Origin of the sequence: Micromonospora sp. NPDC051296 (assembly GCF_040682255.1) — a bacterium.
Classification (GTDB): Bacteria; Actinomycetota; Actinomycetes; order Mycobacteriales; family Micromonosporaceae; genus Micromonospora; species Micromonospora craterilacus.
Map to the genome: position 1 here is coordinate 1 of NZ_JBFBAO010000025.1, position 15304 is coordinate 15304.

Genomic DNA, 15304 nt, shown 5'->3' on the forward strand with positions numbered 1-15304 from the left:
GAGGAGATCAGGACCAGCACGAGCCCACCGAACAGGCCGACGGTCCCGACCAGGCCCAGCGAGCCCAGCACGGCCTTGCGGGGGCGACGCCAGCTCCTTCTCCTGCTTCTCCTGGGAAGCGATCAGGGCGTCGAGCTTGGCCTTCTGGTCGTCGTACTTCTTGCGGACCTTCAGGACGCCCTCGAGCTGCCGGCGCTCCTGGGCCGCCAGCCGGTTGAGGAACGCCATCTGCTCGCCGAGCGTGTCCGGCTTCGCGTTGAGCAGGACCGCCCCGAGCTCCTGGGACGGGCCGCTGATGTAGTACCGGGAGGCCATGTCCCCCACCCGGTTCATCGCCAGCTCGGCCTCCAGCGCCAGCGGCTGGATCTTCTTCTCCAGGCTGGCTGACTTCTGGCGGTTGACCTTCAGCTGAGCCCGCACCTTGTTGTACTGCTCGATGGTGGGCTCCAGCTGTCGCCACTGCTTGTCGATCTGCGCCTCGATCTCGTCGACCGAGGGCTCGGCGTACGCGGGGGCAGCGAGCAGGCCGGCGCCGACCGCGGCGGCGGCAACCAGGACGACCAGGCGGCGGGCGGCCCTGCGCAGGCCACCCGGACGGCTGGGGCGTCCGGGCACGCGACGATGGAGGGGCATGGTTGCCACCGGTACCGACTCCTTTGCAACCGACCACCGGGCGTCTCGCGAGCGGCAGGGGGCGAGACAGACGACCCACGGCGGCCGGTGCCCAACATTAGGGAAGGCACGGTGCGGAATCAAGGCGACCATCGGCTTATTCACCTTTGCGCGACCGATCACACACAAAGCGTGTCGGCCAATCCGTTATAGTCACCTGCGCCAATACGTAAACGGGTGCGGCGACACCGGTGACGGTGCCGCCACACCCTGCGTACGCTCGCCGGTCAGCGGGCGACCGGCTCGCCCTCCTCGGCGCCCCGGGCCGGCTCGGGCTTGACCGAACGGAGCAGGACGCTGGCCACGTCGACCACCTCGACCTGCTCGCCCGCGCCCTTGCCGTTCACCCCGTCGTTGAGCATCGTCGAGCAGAACGGGCAGCCGACGGCGACCGTCTTCGCCCCGGTGGACATGGCCTCCTCGACCCGGTCCACGTTGATCCGCTTGCCGATCCGCTCCTCCATCCACATCCGGGCGCCGCCGGCGCCGCAGCAGAAGGAGCGCTCGCTGTTGCGCGGCATCTCGATCAGGCCACCGTCCGCGCCACCGGTGCCGCCGTTGATGGCGCTACCCAGCACCTCACGCGGCGGGGCGAAGACCCGGTTATGCCGGCCGAGGTAGCACGGGTCGTGGTACGTCACGCCGCCGTCGACCGGCTGCACCGGGGTGAGCTTGCCGGTGGCGACCAGGTGTGCCAGCAACTGGGTGTGGTGCACCACTTCGAACTCGCCGCCGAGCTGGCCGTACTCGTTGCCCAGGGTGTTGAAGCAGTGCGGGCAGGTGGCGACGATCTTGCGCTTGGCCTTCTCCCGGCCCTCGAACGCCTCGTTGAGGGTCTCGACGTTCTGCTGGGCGAGCATCTGGAAGACGAACTCATTGCCGATCCGACGCGCCGGGTCGCCCGAGCAGGTCTCACCCTCGCCGAGGATGGCGAACGAGACGCCCGCCTCGTTGAGCAGCGTGGCCACCGCCCGGGTGGTCTTCTTGGCCCGGTCCTCGAAAGCACCGGCGCAGCCCACCCAGAACAGGTACTCGAAGTCCTCGACCTCGCCGACCCGGGGAACCTCGAAGTCGAGGCCCTTGGTCCAGTCCTCGCGGGTGTTCTGCGGCGCGCCCCACGGGTTGCCCTTGTTCTCCAGGTTGCGCAGCATCACGCCGGCCTCGGACGGGAAGCTCGACTCGATGAGCACCTGGTAGCGGCGCATGTCGACGATGTGGTCGACGTGCTCGATGTCCACCGGGCACTGCTCCACGCAGGCGCCGCAGGTGGTGCACGACCAGAGCACGTCCGGGTCGATCACGCCGCCCGCCTCGGCGTCGCCGATCAGCGGCTTCTCGGCCTCGGCGAGCGCCAGCACGTCGACGTGGGCGAGCTGGGCGGCGGTGGCCTTCTCCTCGCCGGTCAGGTCCTTGCCGCCGCCGGCCAGCAGGTAGGGCGCCTTGGCGTATGCGTGGTCACGCAGGCTGAGCACCAGCAGCTTCGGCGACAACGGCTTGCCGGTGTTCCAGGCCGGGCACTGCGATTGGCACCGGCCGCACTCGGTGCAGGTGCTGAAGTCCAGCAGGCCCTTCCAGGTGAACTGCTCGACGTGGGCGACGCCGAACTGGTCCTTCTCGGGGTCGGCCTCCTCGAAGTCCAGCGGCTTGCCGTCGCTCATCATCGGCCGCAGCGGGCCGAGGCCCGAGCCGGCCGCGCCCGGCTTGCGCTTGAAGTAGATGTTGGGGAAGGCGAGGAAGCGGTGCCAGGCGACGCCCATGGTCACGTTCAGCGAGATCACGATGAGCCAGGTCATCGAGATCGCGATCTTGATCAGGGCGGCGACACTGACGCCAGACTCCCAGTTCGGCAGCGCCGAACCGACCGCGTGGCTGAGCGGGGCGGCCCAGGTGGGGTACTCGAAGTGATCGGTGGCCACCTTGAAGCCACGAATCAGGAAGCCCATGATCAGGACGGCGAGGACGACCGCCTCGACGAAGTAGCCCTGCCACATCGTCGAGCCGGTGAACCGCGACCGGCGGCCGGCCCGGTTCGGCCGGTTGGTAAGCCGGATCGCGATCAGCACCACGATGCCGACGATGCCCAGGATGCCGATCCACTCGGTGACCAGACCGTAAAGCCCCCAGCCGCCGATCAGCGGCAGCCCGCCGGTCGGCGACACCACCTCGAAGTACGCCTCGAGCACCAGCAGCGACAGCACGATAAAGCCGACCATCACGAACCAGTGCGCCGCGCCCACCACGCTCCAGCGGAGCATCCGGGTGTGCCCGGCGGTCTCCGCGAGCATGGTCTTCGTACGGCTGACCTGGTCGCCGAACCGGGACGGGTCGGGCTGACCCAGCCGGATCACGGCCACCATCTTCATGACCGCGCGCACCGCAAGCCACACCGCCACGGCGGTGATGGCGGCCGCGAGGATCGTGGTGACGATCTGGACGCTGCCCATCGAGTAGGCCTCCCGGTCTGCTGCGTGTCGAGCGGCTCGGCGACCGGTGCCGGGTTAGGGCGCGATCGGTCAGTTCACCACTGCCGCACCTCAACCGGACCGGTCGATGACCTGCATCACTCGGCCATGCGGTGCAGCCTACGCGCAAGGTTACCCAGCAGTAACGTGAGACTTCTCGCACCCGGGCCACGCCGCCCTGCGCACACCTTAGGAGGCGAGCCCGGCCGGGTATCGGCCGGGCTCGGCTGGCTGCCGGTGCTGCGGGGCAGGTGACCTGCGGGTCAGCGCCAGCGGGAGAGCAGGATCAGGGAGCCGACCATCGCGCCGAAGCCCACCGCCAGGTTCCAGTACCCCAGCTCCATAACCGGGTACTCCTGCTCGGAGAGGTAGTAAACCACCAGCCAGCCGATGCCGAAGACGATGAGCGATACCGCCGTGGCCGGCAGCCACATGGGGCTGGGCTTGCGCGTCGCCGCCGTCGCCGTCGGGCGGACGTCCGTCGGCGGGGTGTACACCTTCTTCTTGCGGACCTGAGACTTGGGCACGACGCTCTCCAGAGGGGTTACGACCTCGTCCGGCCTACAACCGGGCGCGAGGGCGACGGTCCATGGCCAATAATGTTCGACAGCTAGCGTAGTCCGGACGGCCCGTCCAATCCACGAATGGGGCCAGACCGGTGCCCGGCAGCCCCGGAAAGATGGCTGGACGGCGGTCGCTCCGACCGCACCGTGCGGGCGCCGGAGCAGGAGGACAGGGGGAACGGTTCGTGGAGTACACGTCCGGCGCGGCGTCGTGGCAGAAGGTGCTGCGACGGCTGCTCGCCGGGTTGCTGCCCCGCCGGCCGCGCCAGCGCCGGCCGGGCTGGTCGATCGGCGTACCGTTGATCGCCGCCGCGGCCGGTCTGCTGTTCACCACCACGGCCACCACTGCCGGCGGAACCGCCCTGCGCGAGGACCGACGGCCCCAGCTCACCGAGCTCATCGAGGACCGCCGCGCCCAGGTGGCGGCGAACGAGGAACGGGCCGCGACGCTGCGCCGGGAGGTCGAGAGCCGTACGGCTGATCTCGCCGACTCGGACGGCCCGATCAGGGAACAGCAGGAACGCGCCGCCGCCAGCCGCACCGCCGCCGGCTTCACCGCCCTCAGCGGCGTCGGCTTGACGGTCGAGCTCAACGACGCGCCGCAGCTCCACAATCTGCCCGAAGGTGCCACCAACGATGACCTGGTCGTCCATCAGGGCGACGTCCAGGCGGTGGTGAACGCGCTGTGGGCCGGCGGTGCCGAGGCGATGTCAATCATGAATGTCCGCGTCCTAGCGACCAGCGCGGTACGCTGCGTGGGTAACACCCTGCTGCTGCACGGGCGGGTGTACTCCCCACCGTTCAAGATCGTAGCAATTGGCGACCCCGCGGCACTTCAGCAGGCCCTCGCCGCTTCCGAGGGAGTCCGGTTGTTCAAGAACGCCGTCGACAACTACCAACTCGGCTACTCCGAAGCCGTCTCCACGGTCACCGTTCCGGCGTTCGAGGACTCCACCACCCTTCGCTCGGCGAAGGTGCCGCAGTGACCAACCACTCCGACGGCCGGCACCGCGACCAGACCGAAGAGCCCACCGCCTTCCTACCCAAGGTCGACCGGGCCGAATCGCCGAGCCACTCGCGGCCGGGCGGCTGGCCCGACCCGGTGCCGCCGCGTCCCGCCGACCAGGCCGGCGTCCAGATGCCAGAGCCGCCGCGGCCGCCGAACTCCGGTCGTTTCGACGTGCCCGGGGAGGCCGGCCGGCCCGCCGACGCTGCCCCGCCGCCGAGCCCTGCCGGCTGGGACGCCCCGCCGGATCAGTTGAGCCGATCCGCGGCCGGACCAGGCACCCCGGGTGGCTGGAACGCCAGCACCGACCGGGGGCGCACCGCGAGCCCGGCGACACCTGCCCACTGGGACGCCGGGCCCGGCCAGGAGCACACCGCGGCCTCCGGCCGCTGGGACGCTGCGCCCGGCCAGGAGCACGGTGGGGCACCCGGCCGGTGGGACGCCGGACCGGGCCCGGGTCGCACGGCCGCCGGCCAGTGGGGCACGGCACCCGACCAGGGACCCGGCGGCGCCGCCGGGAGGTGGCAGGGCACGGACGGCACCGAACAGTGGAGCGGCGTACCGCTGCCGTCCGGCCAACCGGACATCCCGGTGGAGCCGACGCCCTGGCGCGGTGCCTTCGAGGCGAGCCGACCCGCCGCCGGCCAGGGCCAGCCGAGCAACACCCGGTCCGTCGATCCAGACTCCGGCCAGGCCGGCGCCGCCGGGCCCGGCACTCCGGGCCAGTCGGGCACCCCAGCGTTCAGCAATGCGGGAGCACCGGGGGACGCCATCGGGTCCGGCACACCGCCGCGATGGTCCGGGCCCCAGCCGACACCGTCTGCCGCCCAACCGACACCGTCTGCCGCCCAACCGGCACCGTCTGCCGCCCAACCGCGCCGACCGGGCGCGGAGCCGGTGCAGCCCGGTGCCGGGCCTACGCAGCCAGGCGGCGGAGCGATGCAGCCGGGTGCCGGGCTGGTGTGGCCGAACACGCCGCCGCCGGCCGGTCACTCGACTCAGCCGGCGTCGGCGGCGTATGGCGCGACGCCGCAAACCGGGCAGGGCTACGGGCAGCCGCCGTACGCCAGCCACGGCCTTCACCCTGGGCAGGCGTCCCAGAGCACGCACCCGCCGCACGGACACGGACCTCACACGCAGGGGCCACAGGCCGGGCAGACACCGCACGGGCCGGCGTCCTACCCGCAGGCGCAGCACGGGCCGGCGCCGCAGGGCCAGACGCCGTACGCGCAAGCACCCCAGGCACAGACGCCGCACGGGCAGCCGCAGCAGGCGCAGGGACCGCGGTCGCAACCGGCTCAGCCACAAGGGGTCTTCGGCGGGCAGCAGCCGCAGGGCGGCTGGTCGGTCGAGGGGCCGACCGCGCTGATGCCGAAGATCAGCGGCGCCGCTGGCGCGCCCCCGTCGAACCCCAGCCGGCCGGCCAGCCCGCCCCACAACCCGGGCGTGGACAACCACCTGGTCGACCCGACGGCCGCCCCGGCAGCAGACCCGAACCAGCAGCCTGGGGCACCCCAAAACCAGTCGCCATCTTCGGCGGCTCCGAACCGGCAGGCGGACCCGGCGGCCACCGCCCTCATCCCGGCGGTCGCCGGTGTCCGGCCGGGCAGCCCGCCCGCGATGGACTCGACCGCCCTGATGGGAGCCGTGCCCCGGCCGCCGAAGGTCGAGGAGCCGTCAGACGGCGCCGACCAACCCGCCGAGCCGCCCAAGCCGCGGCGGGGCGAGCGGGTGGTGCAGCTCCGTCCGCAGCAGACGGGCGACGGCTACCAGAGCGTCTACTCGGAGCTGACCCGCCCGACGTTCTGGTCCCGGCTACGCACCGGCCTGCGAGTCGGCGGCGAACTGTTGATCACCTTCGGCCTGGTGGTGCTGCTCTTCGCCGGCTACGAAATCTGGGGCAAATCGGCGATCGTCGACGCCCACCAGGGCGAGCTGAGCCAGCAGTTGGCCGAGGTATGGGGGCCCGAGGGCGATCCGACGGTGGCACCATCAGCGAGCCCCTCGACCAAGCCGAAGCCGCCGGTGCACGGCAAGCCGATCGCGGGCCTCTACATCCCGAAGCTCGACAAGGAATGGGTCGTGGTCGAGGGAGTCACCCAGAAGGACATCCGGTACGCCCCGGGCCACTACCCGGACAGCGCCATGCCGGGCGAGGTCGGCAACTTCTCCGTGGCCGGGCACCGCAACCGGGCCACCTTCTGGCGGCTCGACGAGCTACGCAAGGGCGACCCGATCCTCGTCGAGGGTCGCAACGAGTGGTACGTGTACCAGGTCACCGACAGCCTGATCGTGAAGCCGACCCAGGTCGAGGTGGTCGCTCCGGTGCCCGGCCGACCGGGAGCGAAGGCGACCAAACGGATGCTGACCCTGACCACCTGCAACCCGAAGTTCGACAACTATCAGCGGTTGATCATCCACGCCGAGTTGACGCGTACCCAGCCGAAGTCCGAGGGTCGCCCGGCGGAGCTGGGGACCTGATGTACGCCTGGATCTGGCGCAAGCTTCCCTTCGGGCTCCCCGGCAAGCTCGCCGGCAGCCTGCTGCTCGCCACCACGGCGGTGGCGCTGCTCTGGTACGTGGTGTTCCCGTGGGCGGGTCCGCTGCTGCCCTTCACCGGCGAGGACGTGCAGGTCACCCAGCAGGACTCCGAGGTGCCCGGAGCGCCCGGCGGCGGCGACGTGGGGCCTGGCGACGGCCCGGCCGACGACGCCCCGCCCGGCGACGAGCACGACCTGCCGTACGACACCGACCGGAACAACACCGCCCCGCCCGGCGAGGACGGATAAGGCCGATGCGCGTCCTGGTGATCGACAACTACGACTCGTTCGTCTTCAACCTGGTGCAGTACCTCGGCCAACTCGGGGTGGACTGCGAGGTACGACGCAACGACGAGATCGACGTGGCCGAGGTGGGCCGGGTCGGCGCGGGCGGTGTCCTGCTCTCGCCCGGCCCGGGCAGCCCCGACCGGGCGGGCATCTGCCTCGACGTCATCCGCCGGTACGCGGGCGAGATCCCGATCTTCGGCGTCTGCCTGGGGCACCAGGCGATCGGCGAGGCGTTCGGGGCCACTGTCGCCCGAGCGCCGGAGCTGCTGCACGGCAAGACCTCCGAGGTACGCCACGATTCGGTCGGCGTGCTCGCGGGCCTGCCCGATCCGTTCACCGCGACCCGCTACCACTCCCTCGCGGTGCTGCCCGAGACGCTGCCAGAGGAGCTGGAGGTCACCGGCTGGACGGGCTCCGGCGTGGTGATGGCAATGCGGCACCGGACACTGCCCATAGAGGGCGTCCAGTTCCACCCGGAGTCGGTGCTGACCGAGGGCGGCCACCTGATGCTGGCCAACTGGCTGGCCGGTTGCGGTCACCGCGAGGCGCTGGAGCGCGCCCCCGCGCTGGCCGCCGAGGTAGACGCCCGCCGCCGCGCCGCCTTCGCCACCACCTGACGGCCACGCCGGCCGGCTGCCGGAGACCACCCGATCCGATGGTGGTCACCCGACCCACCACCACATGAGCCGGACGGTCAGTCCTTCAGCGCGTCCTGAACGCCGGGGTCCAGCGGCGAGCGGACTGCGGGCGGCCTGTCGCGGACCGCGTCCCAGGCCGCCTTGCCACTGGCGAAATAGTCACGGACCGCCTTCTGCACCAGCAGGGTGGGCCCGCAACCGGAACAGCGGGCGGTCACCCCGTCGACGTCGAGGCCAAGGTGCCGGCACAGCGTCACCGCCCGGGACAGGTGGTAGGACTGGGTGACGATCAAGGCCCGCTCGACCCCGTACACGTCGCGCGCCCGGACGCAGCTGTCGTAGGTGTCCAGCCCATACGGGTCGGCCACGACGCGACGCGGGTCGACGCCGAGCTGCTCGGTCAGGTAGGAGGTCATCACCGCCGGTTCGTCACCGGAGGCTCCACCCCCGTCACCCGAGACGAGTACCGCCCGGGCACGCCCGCTGTGCACCAGCTCGGCGGCGGTCTCCAGGCGGCCGGCCAGCCGGACTCCCGGTTGACGTCCGTCCTCCGTCACCGCGGTGCCCAGGACGATCACGACGTCCACGGCCGGCGCTTCGGCCTCGTCGTACAGGTGGCCGCGTGCGGAAACCGTCGTCCACAGCCACGGCACACTGGCGAGCAACAGCGCCGCCAGGCCCAGTACGGCCACCCAGGCCAGGCGTCGCCGCCACCGGCCCACCCGACCCGCCGAACCGGTCACCCTCCTACCCACGCCGCTCTCCCCATCGAACCGTTTGATCATGAAGTTAGCGGGTCCGGCAAGCGCTTCCCCACCTGCCAACTTCATGATCAACCACGCCGAGGGTGGTGCCGTCGGCGTGGTTGGTGCGGGGTCGGGTGGTGGGCGGGGTGGTGCGTCAGTCGTTGGGGAGGCGGAACGGGGGGAAGGTCGGGGTCGGGGTGACCTGGCCGCCACCGCCGCTGCCACCACCGTCCCCGTCCGGCGGCGGGGTGGTCGGGGTGCCGGTCGGCGGGGTCTGGGTCGGCGGGTCTGGGTCCTCCACGGCCGCCACCGAAATGACGATCTCCACCGTGGTGCCCTTGGTGCGCTGGGCACCGGCGTTCGGGTTCTGGTCGATCACCTTGCCGGCCTCGTCGGCCGGCACCTCCCGGCCGAGGTTTACCCGGGCATCGAAGCCGGCCTCCTTCAACCGCCGCTTCGCCGCGTCCTCGGTGAGGCCCTCCACGTCCGGCACCCGCGTTACGTTGCCCTTGGATACGGTGAGAATGACCTTGCTTCCCTCCGGCACCTTGGTGCCACCTTCCGGGGAAACCTCAATCACCTGTCCCTCGGGTTCAGAGCTGTCCTGCTGCTTGATCTCGAAGTCGAGCTTGCGTTCCTTCAGTTGGGCCTCGGCACTCGCGCGGGTGCTTCCGACCAGACCGGTAGGTACCGTCACCTCGGGCTTGCCGCCGCAGACGCGCACGGTCACCGTGCTGTTCGGCGCCACCCGCTCCGCGGGGGCCGGGGCCTGGCTGGTCACGGTGTTCTTCTTGCAGTCCGAGGTGAACTCCGGATCGCCGAGCGCCGGCTGTAAACCGGCCTCCTGAATTCGGGCGAAAGCGTCCTGCTGGCTCATCCCGGTCACCGTCGGCACCGGGCTCTCCTCGGGATCCCGCTGGTTGAGCAGCAGCGCGGCGACGAGGGCGATCACCGCCAGCACGCCGAGCGCGGCGAACATCGCGATCAGCCAGGAGGAGGCCCGGCGCTGGCGCGGGTCACCCACCCGGGCCGGGATCTGCCGGGTCTGCGTCGCCCCGGCCGACGGGTACCCGGGGCCGCTGGCCGGGGCCATCGCCACGGTCTCGTCCTCGCGCATCACCGGGGTCGCCATCACCGGCCGGCCGGCTGCCGCCCGGAGCAGGTCGGCGCGCATCTCGCCGGCGCTCTGGTAGCGGTTGAGCGGGTTCTTCGACAGCGCCTTGAGCACGATCGCGTCGACCGCCGGGTTGACGTCCGGGTTGAGGTCGCTCGGCGTCGGCGGGGCCTCCCGGACGTGCTGGTACGCGACGCTGACCGGGCTGTCGCCGACGAACGGCGGGTGCCCGCAGAGCAGTTCGAACAGCACACAGCCGGCGGCGTACACGTCGGAGCGGGCGTCGACGGCCTCGCCACGGGCCTGCTCCGGGGAGAGATACTGTGCGGTGCCGATGACCGCGCTGGTCTGCGTCATCGTGGTGGCACCGCTGGCCAGCGCCCGGGCAATGCCGAAGTCCATCACCTTGACCTGGCCGGTCTGGGTGAGCATCACGTTGCCGGGCTTGATGTCGCGGTGGATGATGCCGTGCCGGTGGCTGAACTCCAGCGCAGCGCACATGTCCGCGCAGATCTCCAGCGCCCGCCGGGGCTGCAACCGGCCCTCGGCGCCGAGCACCTCCTTGAGGGTGCGCCCGTTGACGAACTCCATCACGATGAACGGGAGGGTTTCGCCGGTGGGTGCCTGTTCCTCCCCGGTGTCGTAAACGGCGACGATGGCCGGGTGGTTGAGCGAGGCGGCGTTCTGCGCCTCCCGCCGGAAGCGCATCTGGAAGGTGGCATCCCGGGCGAGATCCGCCCGGAGCATCTTGATCGCGACGTCCCGGCCGAGTCGCAGGTCGCGACCGCGGTGGACCTCGGCCATGCCGCCATACCCGAGCAGCTCGCCGACCTGGTACCTGCCACCGAGCAGGCGGGCCTGCGCTGTCATCGCGTCTGTCGTCCTTCGCTCGTCGTCGTCTCGTCGCTGCCCGGTCGGGGCTGATCCAGTCGACGGTACGCCGTACCGGCCGGATCGTCTCGTCCGTCGAGCCGCAGCGCGTCGGACATCACCACTCGCCCGGGCGTCCCGCCGGGCATGCCGTTGTTGAGCTTGCTCCGCAGTTGGTAGGAAACCACGCCGGAGCAGAGAAGAACCAGTGCGCCCAGCACGATGATCAGGAACACCATCCCGGAGCGCGATCGGCGCGGCACCGGCCGTGATGAACCAGGCTGCGGGGCGTACGCCGACGGGACCGTGGCCGCACCGCGCGGATAGCCGGTCACCGCCGGCGCGACCGTCGTGGGGCGCGGCGGTTGCGCCACCGGCGGGCGGGCCGGCGACGGCATCGTGCCCGGCCGGTGCCCCGCCGCCGGAGCGTGCGGTGCGGCCGGGGCGTGGCCTGCGATCGGGGAGTGTGATGCCGCCGGGGGACGCGGCGGCTGCGGTGCCGGCACCTGGGCTCGACCCGGAGCCGGCGACGCCGGCGCGGCAGAGATCGGAGCGGCCGGACCACCGGCCCGGGCCTGCTGGGACAGCGCCGTCTTCAGCTGGCGGGCCGCCCCGGCGAGCACCGCGGCCGTCGGCCAGCGGTCCTTCGGGTTCTTGGCCATCGCCCGCTCCACCAGCGCGCGAACCTGGGGCGGGATGTCGGACGGCAGCGCCCTGGGGGTCTCCTGGACGTGCCGCATGGCGATGTCGAGGGGGTTGTCACCCTCGAACGGCCGGCGCCCGGCGAGACACTGGTACGCGACCACGCCCAGGGCGTAGACGTCGGAGGCAGGGGTGGCGACCTGGCCGGTGGCCTGCTCCGGCGAGATGTACGACGCGGTGCCGAGTACCGAGCCAGCCGCGGTGAGCTGCCCGACGAGTTCGGAGCGGGCGATGCCGAAATCGGTCAGCACCAGCGTGCCGTTGGGGCGGACCAGCAGGTTGCCGGGCTTTACGTCCCGGTGCACGATGCCCTTGACGTGGGCGGCGTGCAGTGCGTCGGCGGCCTGCGCGACCAGCGCCATCGTCCGGGCCGGGGTGAGCCGGCCGACCCGGCTGAGCGTGGCCGACAGCGGATCGCCCTCGACGTACTCCATCACCAGGAAGGCGATGTGCTGGTCGTTGCCGAAGTCGTAGACGTCGACCACGCCCGGGTGGTTGATGGTCGCCATGGTGCGGGCCTCGCCCCGGAACCGCTCGGCGAAACCCGGCTCGTCCAGCAACGCCGGCAGCAGGCTCTTGACCGCAACCGTACGGCCGAGCACTTGGTCGGTGCCGCGCCAGACGTCGCCCATGCCGCCGCTGGCGATCCGCTCGTCGAGACGGTAACGGTTGCCGAGCTGCACCCCCGGACTGAGCATGTCAGCGCCCCCCGGGATCGGCGATGGCGGCCCGCATGATCTGCCCGGCGATCCGGGCGGCCTCGGCGCTGCCGCCGCTGCCGGCCTCCTCCAGGACGACGCAGACGGCGGAGACCGGGTTGCCGTCGGAGTCGAGCGCGAAGCCGATGAACCAGCCGTGGTCGGGCCGGTCGGGCGCGGACTGGGCGGTGCCGGTCTTGCCGCCGACGGTGTAGCCGTTGATCCGCGCGTTCCGGCCGGTGCCGTTCTCGACCACGCTGACCATCATGTCCCGCAGGTCGGCGGCGACCTGGCTGCTGATCGGGCGGCGCAGCTCGCGCGGCTTCGCGGTGTCGTAGACGGTGGTGCGGTCCGGTGCCAGCAGCTGGCGCACCAGGTACGGCCGCATCTGGCTGCCGTTGTTGGCGACCGACGCGGCGATCATGGCCCCTTCCAGCGGGGTCATCCGGACGTCGCGCTGCCCGATGGAGGACTGGGCGAGCGCCGCCGGGTCGGCGCCGCCGTCCGGGTTCTCCATGCTGCCGGTGCGGCTGGCCGCCACCGACAGGCCGCCCTCGCCGAGCCGGCCGACGGTGAGGTCGTCCTGCTCGAACCCGAACTGCCGGGCCTTCTCCTTGATCACCTCGGGGCCGAGTTGCACGCCGAGCTTGGCGAAGCCGGTGTTGCAGGAGTCGGTGACCGCCTTCATCAGGGTGACCTGGGACTGCGGGCAGATCGACGGCACGGCGTTGGTGATCGACTCGCCGGAGGTGGGTGGGGTGTAGGTCGGGCCGGCCGGGATGTTGGTGTCCTTGCCGATCCCGTTCTCCAGCGCCGCGGCGGCCACCACGATCTTGAATGCGGAGCCCGGGGGCAGCACCTCGGCGAGCGCCCGGTTCCGCAGCGGACGCGCCGCGTCCTGCTCCAACTTGTTGTAGGCCGCGGTGGCCTCGTTGCTGTTGTGGCTGGCCAGCGGGTCCGGGTCGAAGCTGGGCATGGAGACCAGCGCCTGCACCGCTCCGGTGCGCGGGTCGATGGCGATGGCCGCGCCCTTGGTCGCCCCGCGGTTGTTGTTGCGCAGCTGGTCGTACGCGACGTCCTGGGCCCGCCCGGAGAGGGTGAGCAGCACGTTGCCGCCGGCGGTGCGGTCGCCGGTGACCATGTCCCGCAACCGGTTGACGATGAGCTGGTCGCTGGTGCCGGCGAGGAAGTCGTTCTCGGACCGCTCGAGGCCGATCGCGGAGCCGTTGACCGGCTCGTACCCGAGCACATGGGCGTACTTGGCGCCGCCCGGGTAGGTGCGCAGGTACTTCAGCTCGCCGGTGGTCTCCTTGCTGACCGCGACGGCAGTGCCGCCGGCCTCGATGTTGCCGCGCTTGCGTTCGTACTTGGCGACCTGGACCCGGCCGTTGTATTCGCTGGTGCGGTACTCGTCGGCCTTGTACGCCTGGATCCAGTTCAGATTTGCGAAGAGCAGGCCGAACAGGACGATGACGACGACACCGACCCGGCGGAGGGGTGCGTTCACGGCCTGATCACCTCCGTCGGGGCCCCGTGCAGCTGCTCGGGCGGGCCACCGGCCGGACGGGCCACCTTGCCGCCGACGCCGGTCACCGGGCGGCGCCCGGCGTCGGACACCCGCAGCAGCACCGCGATGAGCAGCCAGTTCGCCATCAGCGAGGAGCCACCGGCGGAGAGGAACGGGGTGGTCTGGCCGGTCAGCGGGATGAGCCCGCTGATTCCGCCGACGATCACGAAGACCTGCAGCGCAAGGGTGAAGGCCAGGCCACCGGCGAGCAGCTTGCCGAACGAGTCCCGCACCGCCAGGGCGGCGCGCAACCCCCGTTCCACGATCAGCAGGTAGATCACCAGCAGCGCGGAGAGGCCGAACAGGCCGATCTCCTCGCCGATGCCGGCGAAGATGAAGTCGTTCTGCACCTCGGGCAGCAGCAGCGGCTGGCCACCACCCGGGCCGGCGCCGAACAACCCGCCGGTGCCCAGCGCGAGCAGCCCCTGCACCAGCTGGTAGCCCTTGTCGTACGGGTCGCCGAACGGGTCGAGCCAGATCTCCGCCCGCAGGTAGAAGTTCGCGAACGGGCCGCCGATCGCCTCGCCCAGCACGTACGCCAGGTAGGCGCCGCCGAAGAAGAGAACCAGACCGATGAGCAGCCAACTGACCCGCTCGGTGGCGATGTACAGCGTCACCACGAACATGCCGAAGTAGAGCAGCGAGGTGCCCAGGTCCTTCTCGAAGACGAGGACCAGCAGGCTGATCGCCCAGACCACGAGCACCGGGCCGAGGTCACGCCCGCGCGGGAAGTCGATGCCGAGGAACCGGTGGCTGGCCAGCGACAGCACCTCGCGCTTGCGGACCAGGTAGTAGGCGAAGAAGACCAGCAGGGCCAGCTTGGCGAACTCGCCGGGCTGGATGGAGAAGCCGCCGACGCGTACCCACAGCTTCGCGCCGTTGATCTCGGAGATGCTGGCCGGCAGCACCGCCGGCAGCATCACCAGCACGATGCCGGCCAGGCCCAGGGTGTACGAGTAGCGGGAGACCGACCGGTGGTCGCGCATCAGGGCGAGCAGTCCGGCCGCGAGGATCACCGACACCAGCGTCCAGGCCAACTGCCGGCCGCCGATGCCGGCGAAGGTGGCCAGTTCGGCCCGCTCGGCGGGCGTCGCCTTGGCCAGGTCGAGCCGGTGCAGGAAGCCGACGCCGAGCCCGTTGAGCAGGGCCACCGCCGGCAGCAGGGCCGGATCGGCGAACGGCGCAAGGAACCTGATCACCAGGTGCATGCCGAGGAAGACCGCGGAGAGCGCGGCGGCCGGCACCCAGAAGGTGGGGGTGACCGTGTCGAGCACGTTCGCCTCGACCATCGCCCCGTACGCGGCGACCAGGACCATCGCCAGCACCAGCAGCGACAGCTCGGCGTTGCGCCGGGACCGGGCCAGGCGTGCGCCGGGTCGCTCGCCCGCGTTCGCGGGCGAGGATGCCGGGGTGGCCGCTGCGGTCACGATCGTCCTCG

General features: G+C 71.4%; 11 protein-coding genes and 1 pseudogene. 4 read left to right on the top strand and 8 right to left on the bottom strand.

Annotation, left to right across the window (positions count from 1 at the left end; all coding sequences use genetic code 11):
- From AB0M52_RS04825 to AB0M52_RS04835, 3 genes and pseudogenes are all read right to left on the bottom strand, one after another.
- A pseudogene (locus AB0M52_RS04825) lies at nt 1-633 on the bottom strand (hypothetical protein); the annotation flags it as partial.
- A gap of 266 nt (nt 634-899) precedes the next feature.
- Complete coding sequence (locus AB0M52_RS04830) at nt 900-3116, bottom strand: (Fe-S)-binding protein (RefSeq protein ID WP_363948938.1); 2217 nt, start codon at nt 3114-3116, stop codon at nt 900-902.
- Nucleotides 3117-3397: 281 nt separating this feature from the next.
- Nucleotides 3398-3661: a cell division protein CrgA gene (locus AB0M52_RS04835; protein ID WP_363948940.1), complete on the bottom strand. Its 264-nt coding sequence runs from the start codon at nt 3659-3661 to the stop codon at nt 3398-3400.
- Between the two features lie 221 nt (nt 3662-3882).
- Between AB0M52_RS04835 and AB0M52_RS04840 the strand changes: the two genes are divergently transcribed.
- The 4 genes from AB0M52_RS04840 to AB0M52_RS04855 all read left to right on the top strand — a co-directional run bounded on the left by AB0M52_RS04840 (nt 3883) and on the right by AB0M52_RS04855 (nt 8148).
- On the top strand, nt 3883-4683 hold the full coding sequence (locus AB0M52_RS04840; protein WP_363948943.1) for a DUF881 domain-containing protein: 801 nt from the start codon (nt 3883-3885) through the stop codon (nt 4681-4683).
- Nucleotides 4684-5642: 959 nt separating this feature from the next.
- Complete coding sequence (locus AB0M52_RS04845; RefSeq protein WP_363948997.1) at nt 5643-7184, top strand: class E sortase; 1542 nt, start codon at nt 5643-5645, stop codon at nt 7182-7184.
- On the top strand, nt 7184-7492 hold the full coding sequence (locus AB0M52_RS04850) for a hypothetical protein (RefSeq protein WP_363948946.1): 309 nt from the start codon (nt 7184-7186) through the stop codon (nt 7490-7492). Before AB0M52_RS04845 ends, AB0M52_RS04850 begins: the two co-directional genes overlap by 1 nt.
- A 5-nt stretch (nt 7493-7497) precedes the next feature.
- Nucleotides 7498-8148, top strand: a complete 651-nt coding sequence (locus AB0M52_RS04855) for an aminodeoxychorismate/anthranilate synthase component II (protein WP_363948948.1) — start codon at nt 7498-7500, stop codon at nt 8146-8148.
- Nucleotides 8149-8225: 77 nt separating this feature from the next.
- Here AB0M52_RS04855 and AB0M52_RS04860 read toward each other — a convergent pair whose 3' ends face one another.
- The 5 genes from AB0M52_RS04860 to AB0M52_RS04880 form a co-directional block, all read right to left on the bottom strand.
- On the bottom strand, nt 8226-8924 hold the full coding sequence (locus tag AB0M52_RS04860; RefSeq protein ID WP_363948950.1) for an ElyC/SanA/YdcF family protein: 699 nt from the start codon (nt 8922-8924) through the stop codon (nt 8226-8228).
- Nucleotides 8925-9069: 145 nt separating this feature from the next.
- A complete protein-coding gene (pknB, locus tag AB0M52_RS04865) occupies nt 9070-10899 on the bottom strand; it encodes a Stk1 family PASTA domain-containing Ser/Thr kinase (RefSeq protein ID WP_363948952.1) in 1830 nt (609 codons plus the stop codon).
- Nucleotides 10896-12299 (bottom strand): serine/threonine-protein kinase, encoded by a 1404-nt coding sequence (locus AB0M52_RS04870; protein ID WP_363948955.1) that lies wholly within the window; start codon nt 12297-12299, stop codon nt 10896-10898. The genes pknB and AB0M52_RS04870 overlap by 4 nt, the downstream gene beginning before the upstream one ends.
- A 1-nt stretch (nt 12300) precedes the next feature.
- Complete coding sequence (locus AB0M52_RS04875) at nt 12301-13806, bottom strand: penicillin-binding protein 2 (protein ID WP_363948958.1); 1506 nt, start codon at nt 13804-13806, stop codon at nt 12301-12303.
- Nucleotides 13803-15182 carry an FtsW/RodA/SpoVE family cell cycle protein gene (locus tag AB0M52_RS04880; protein WP_363948999.1) on the bottom strand — a complete coding sequence of 460 codons (1380 nt, stop codon included), beginning with the start codon at nt 15180-15182 and terminating at the stop codon, nt 13803-13805. The genes AB0M52_RS04875 and AB0M52_RS04880 overlap by 4 nt, the downstream gene beginning before the upstream one ends.
- Between the last annotated feature and the right edge of the window lie 122 nt (nt 15183-15304).

What these genes read in the sequence shown, in the direction of transcription:
- AB0M52_RS04870 (WP_363948955.1), bottom strand. Translation starts at nt 12,299, where the DNA reads ATGCTCAGTCCGGGGGTGCAGCTCGGCAACCGTTACCGTCTCGACGAG.
- pknB (WP_363948952.1), bottom strand. Translation starts at nt 10,899, where the DNA reads ATGACAGCGCAGGCCCGCCTGCTCGGTGGCAGGTACCAGGTCGGCGAG.
- AB0M52_RS04850 (WP_363948946.1), top strand. Translation starts at nt 7,184, where the DNA reads ATGTACGCCTGGATCTGGCGCAAGCTTCCCTTCGGGCTCCCCGGCAAG.
- AB0M52_RS04830 (WP_363948938.1), bottom strand. Translation starts at nt 3,116, where the DNA reads ATGGGCAGCGTCCAGATCGTCACCACGATCCTCGCGGCCGCCATCACC.
- AB0M52_RS04845 (WP_363948997.1), top strand. Translation starts at nt 5,643, where the DNA reads ATGCAGCCGGGTGCCGGGCTGGTGTGGCCGAACACGCCGCCGCCGGCC.
- AB0M52_RS04855 (WP_363948948.1), top strand. Translation starts at nt 7,498, where the DNA reads ATGCGCGTCCTGGTGATCGACAACTACGACTCGTTCGTCTTCAACCTG.
- AB0M52_RS04880 (WP_363948999.1), bottom strand. Translation starts at nt 15,182, where the DNA reads ATGGTCCTGGTCGCCGCGTACGGGGCGATGGTCGAGGCGAACGTGCTC.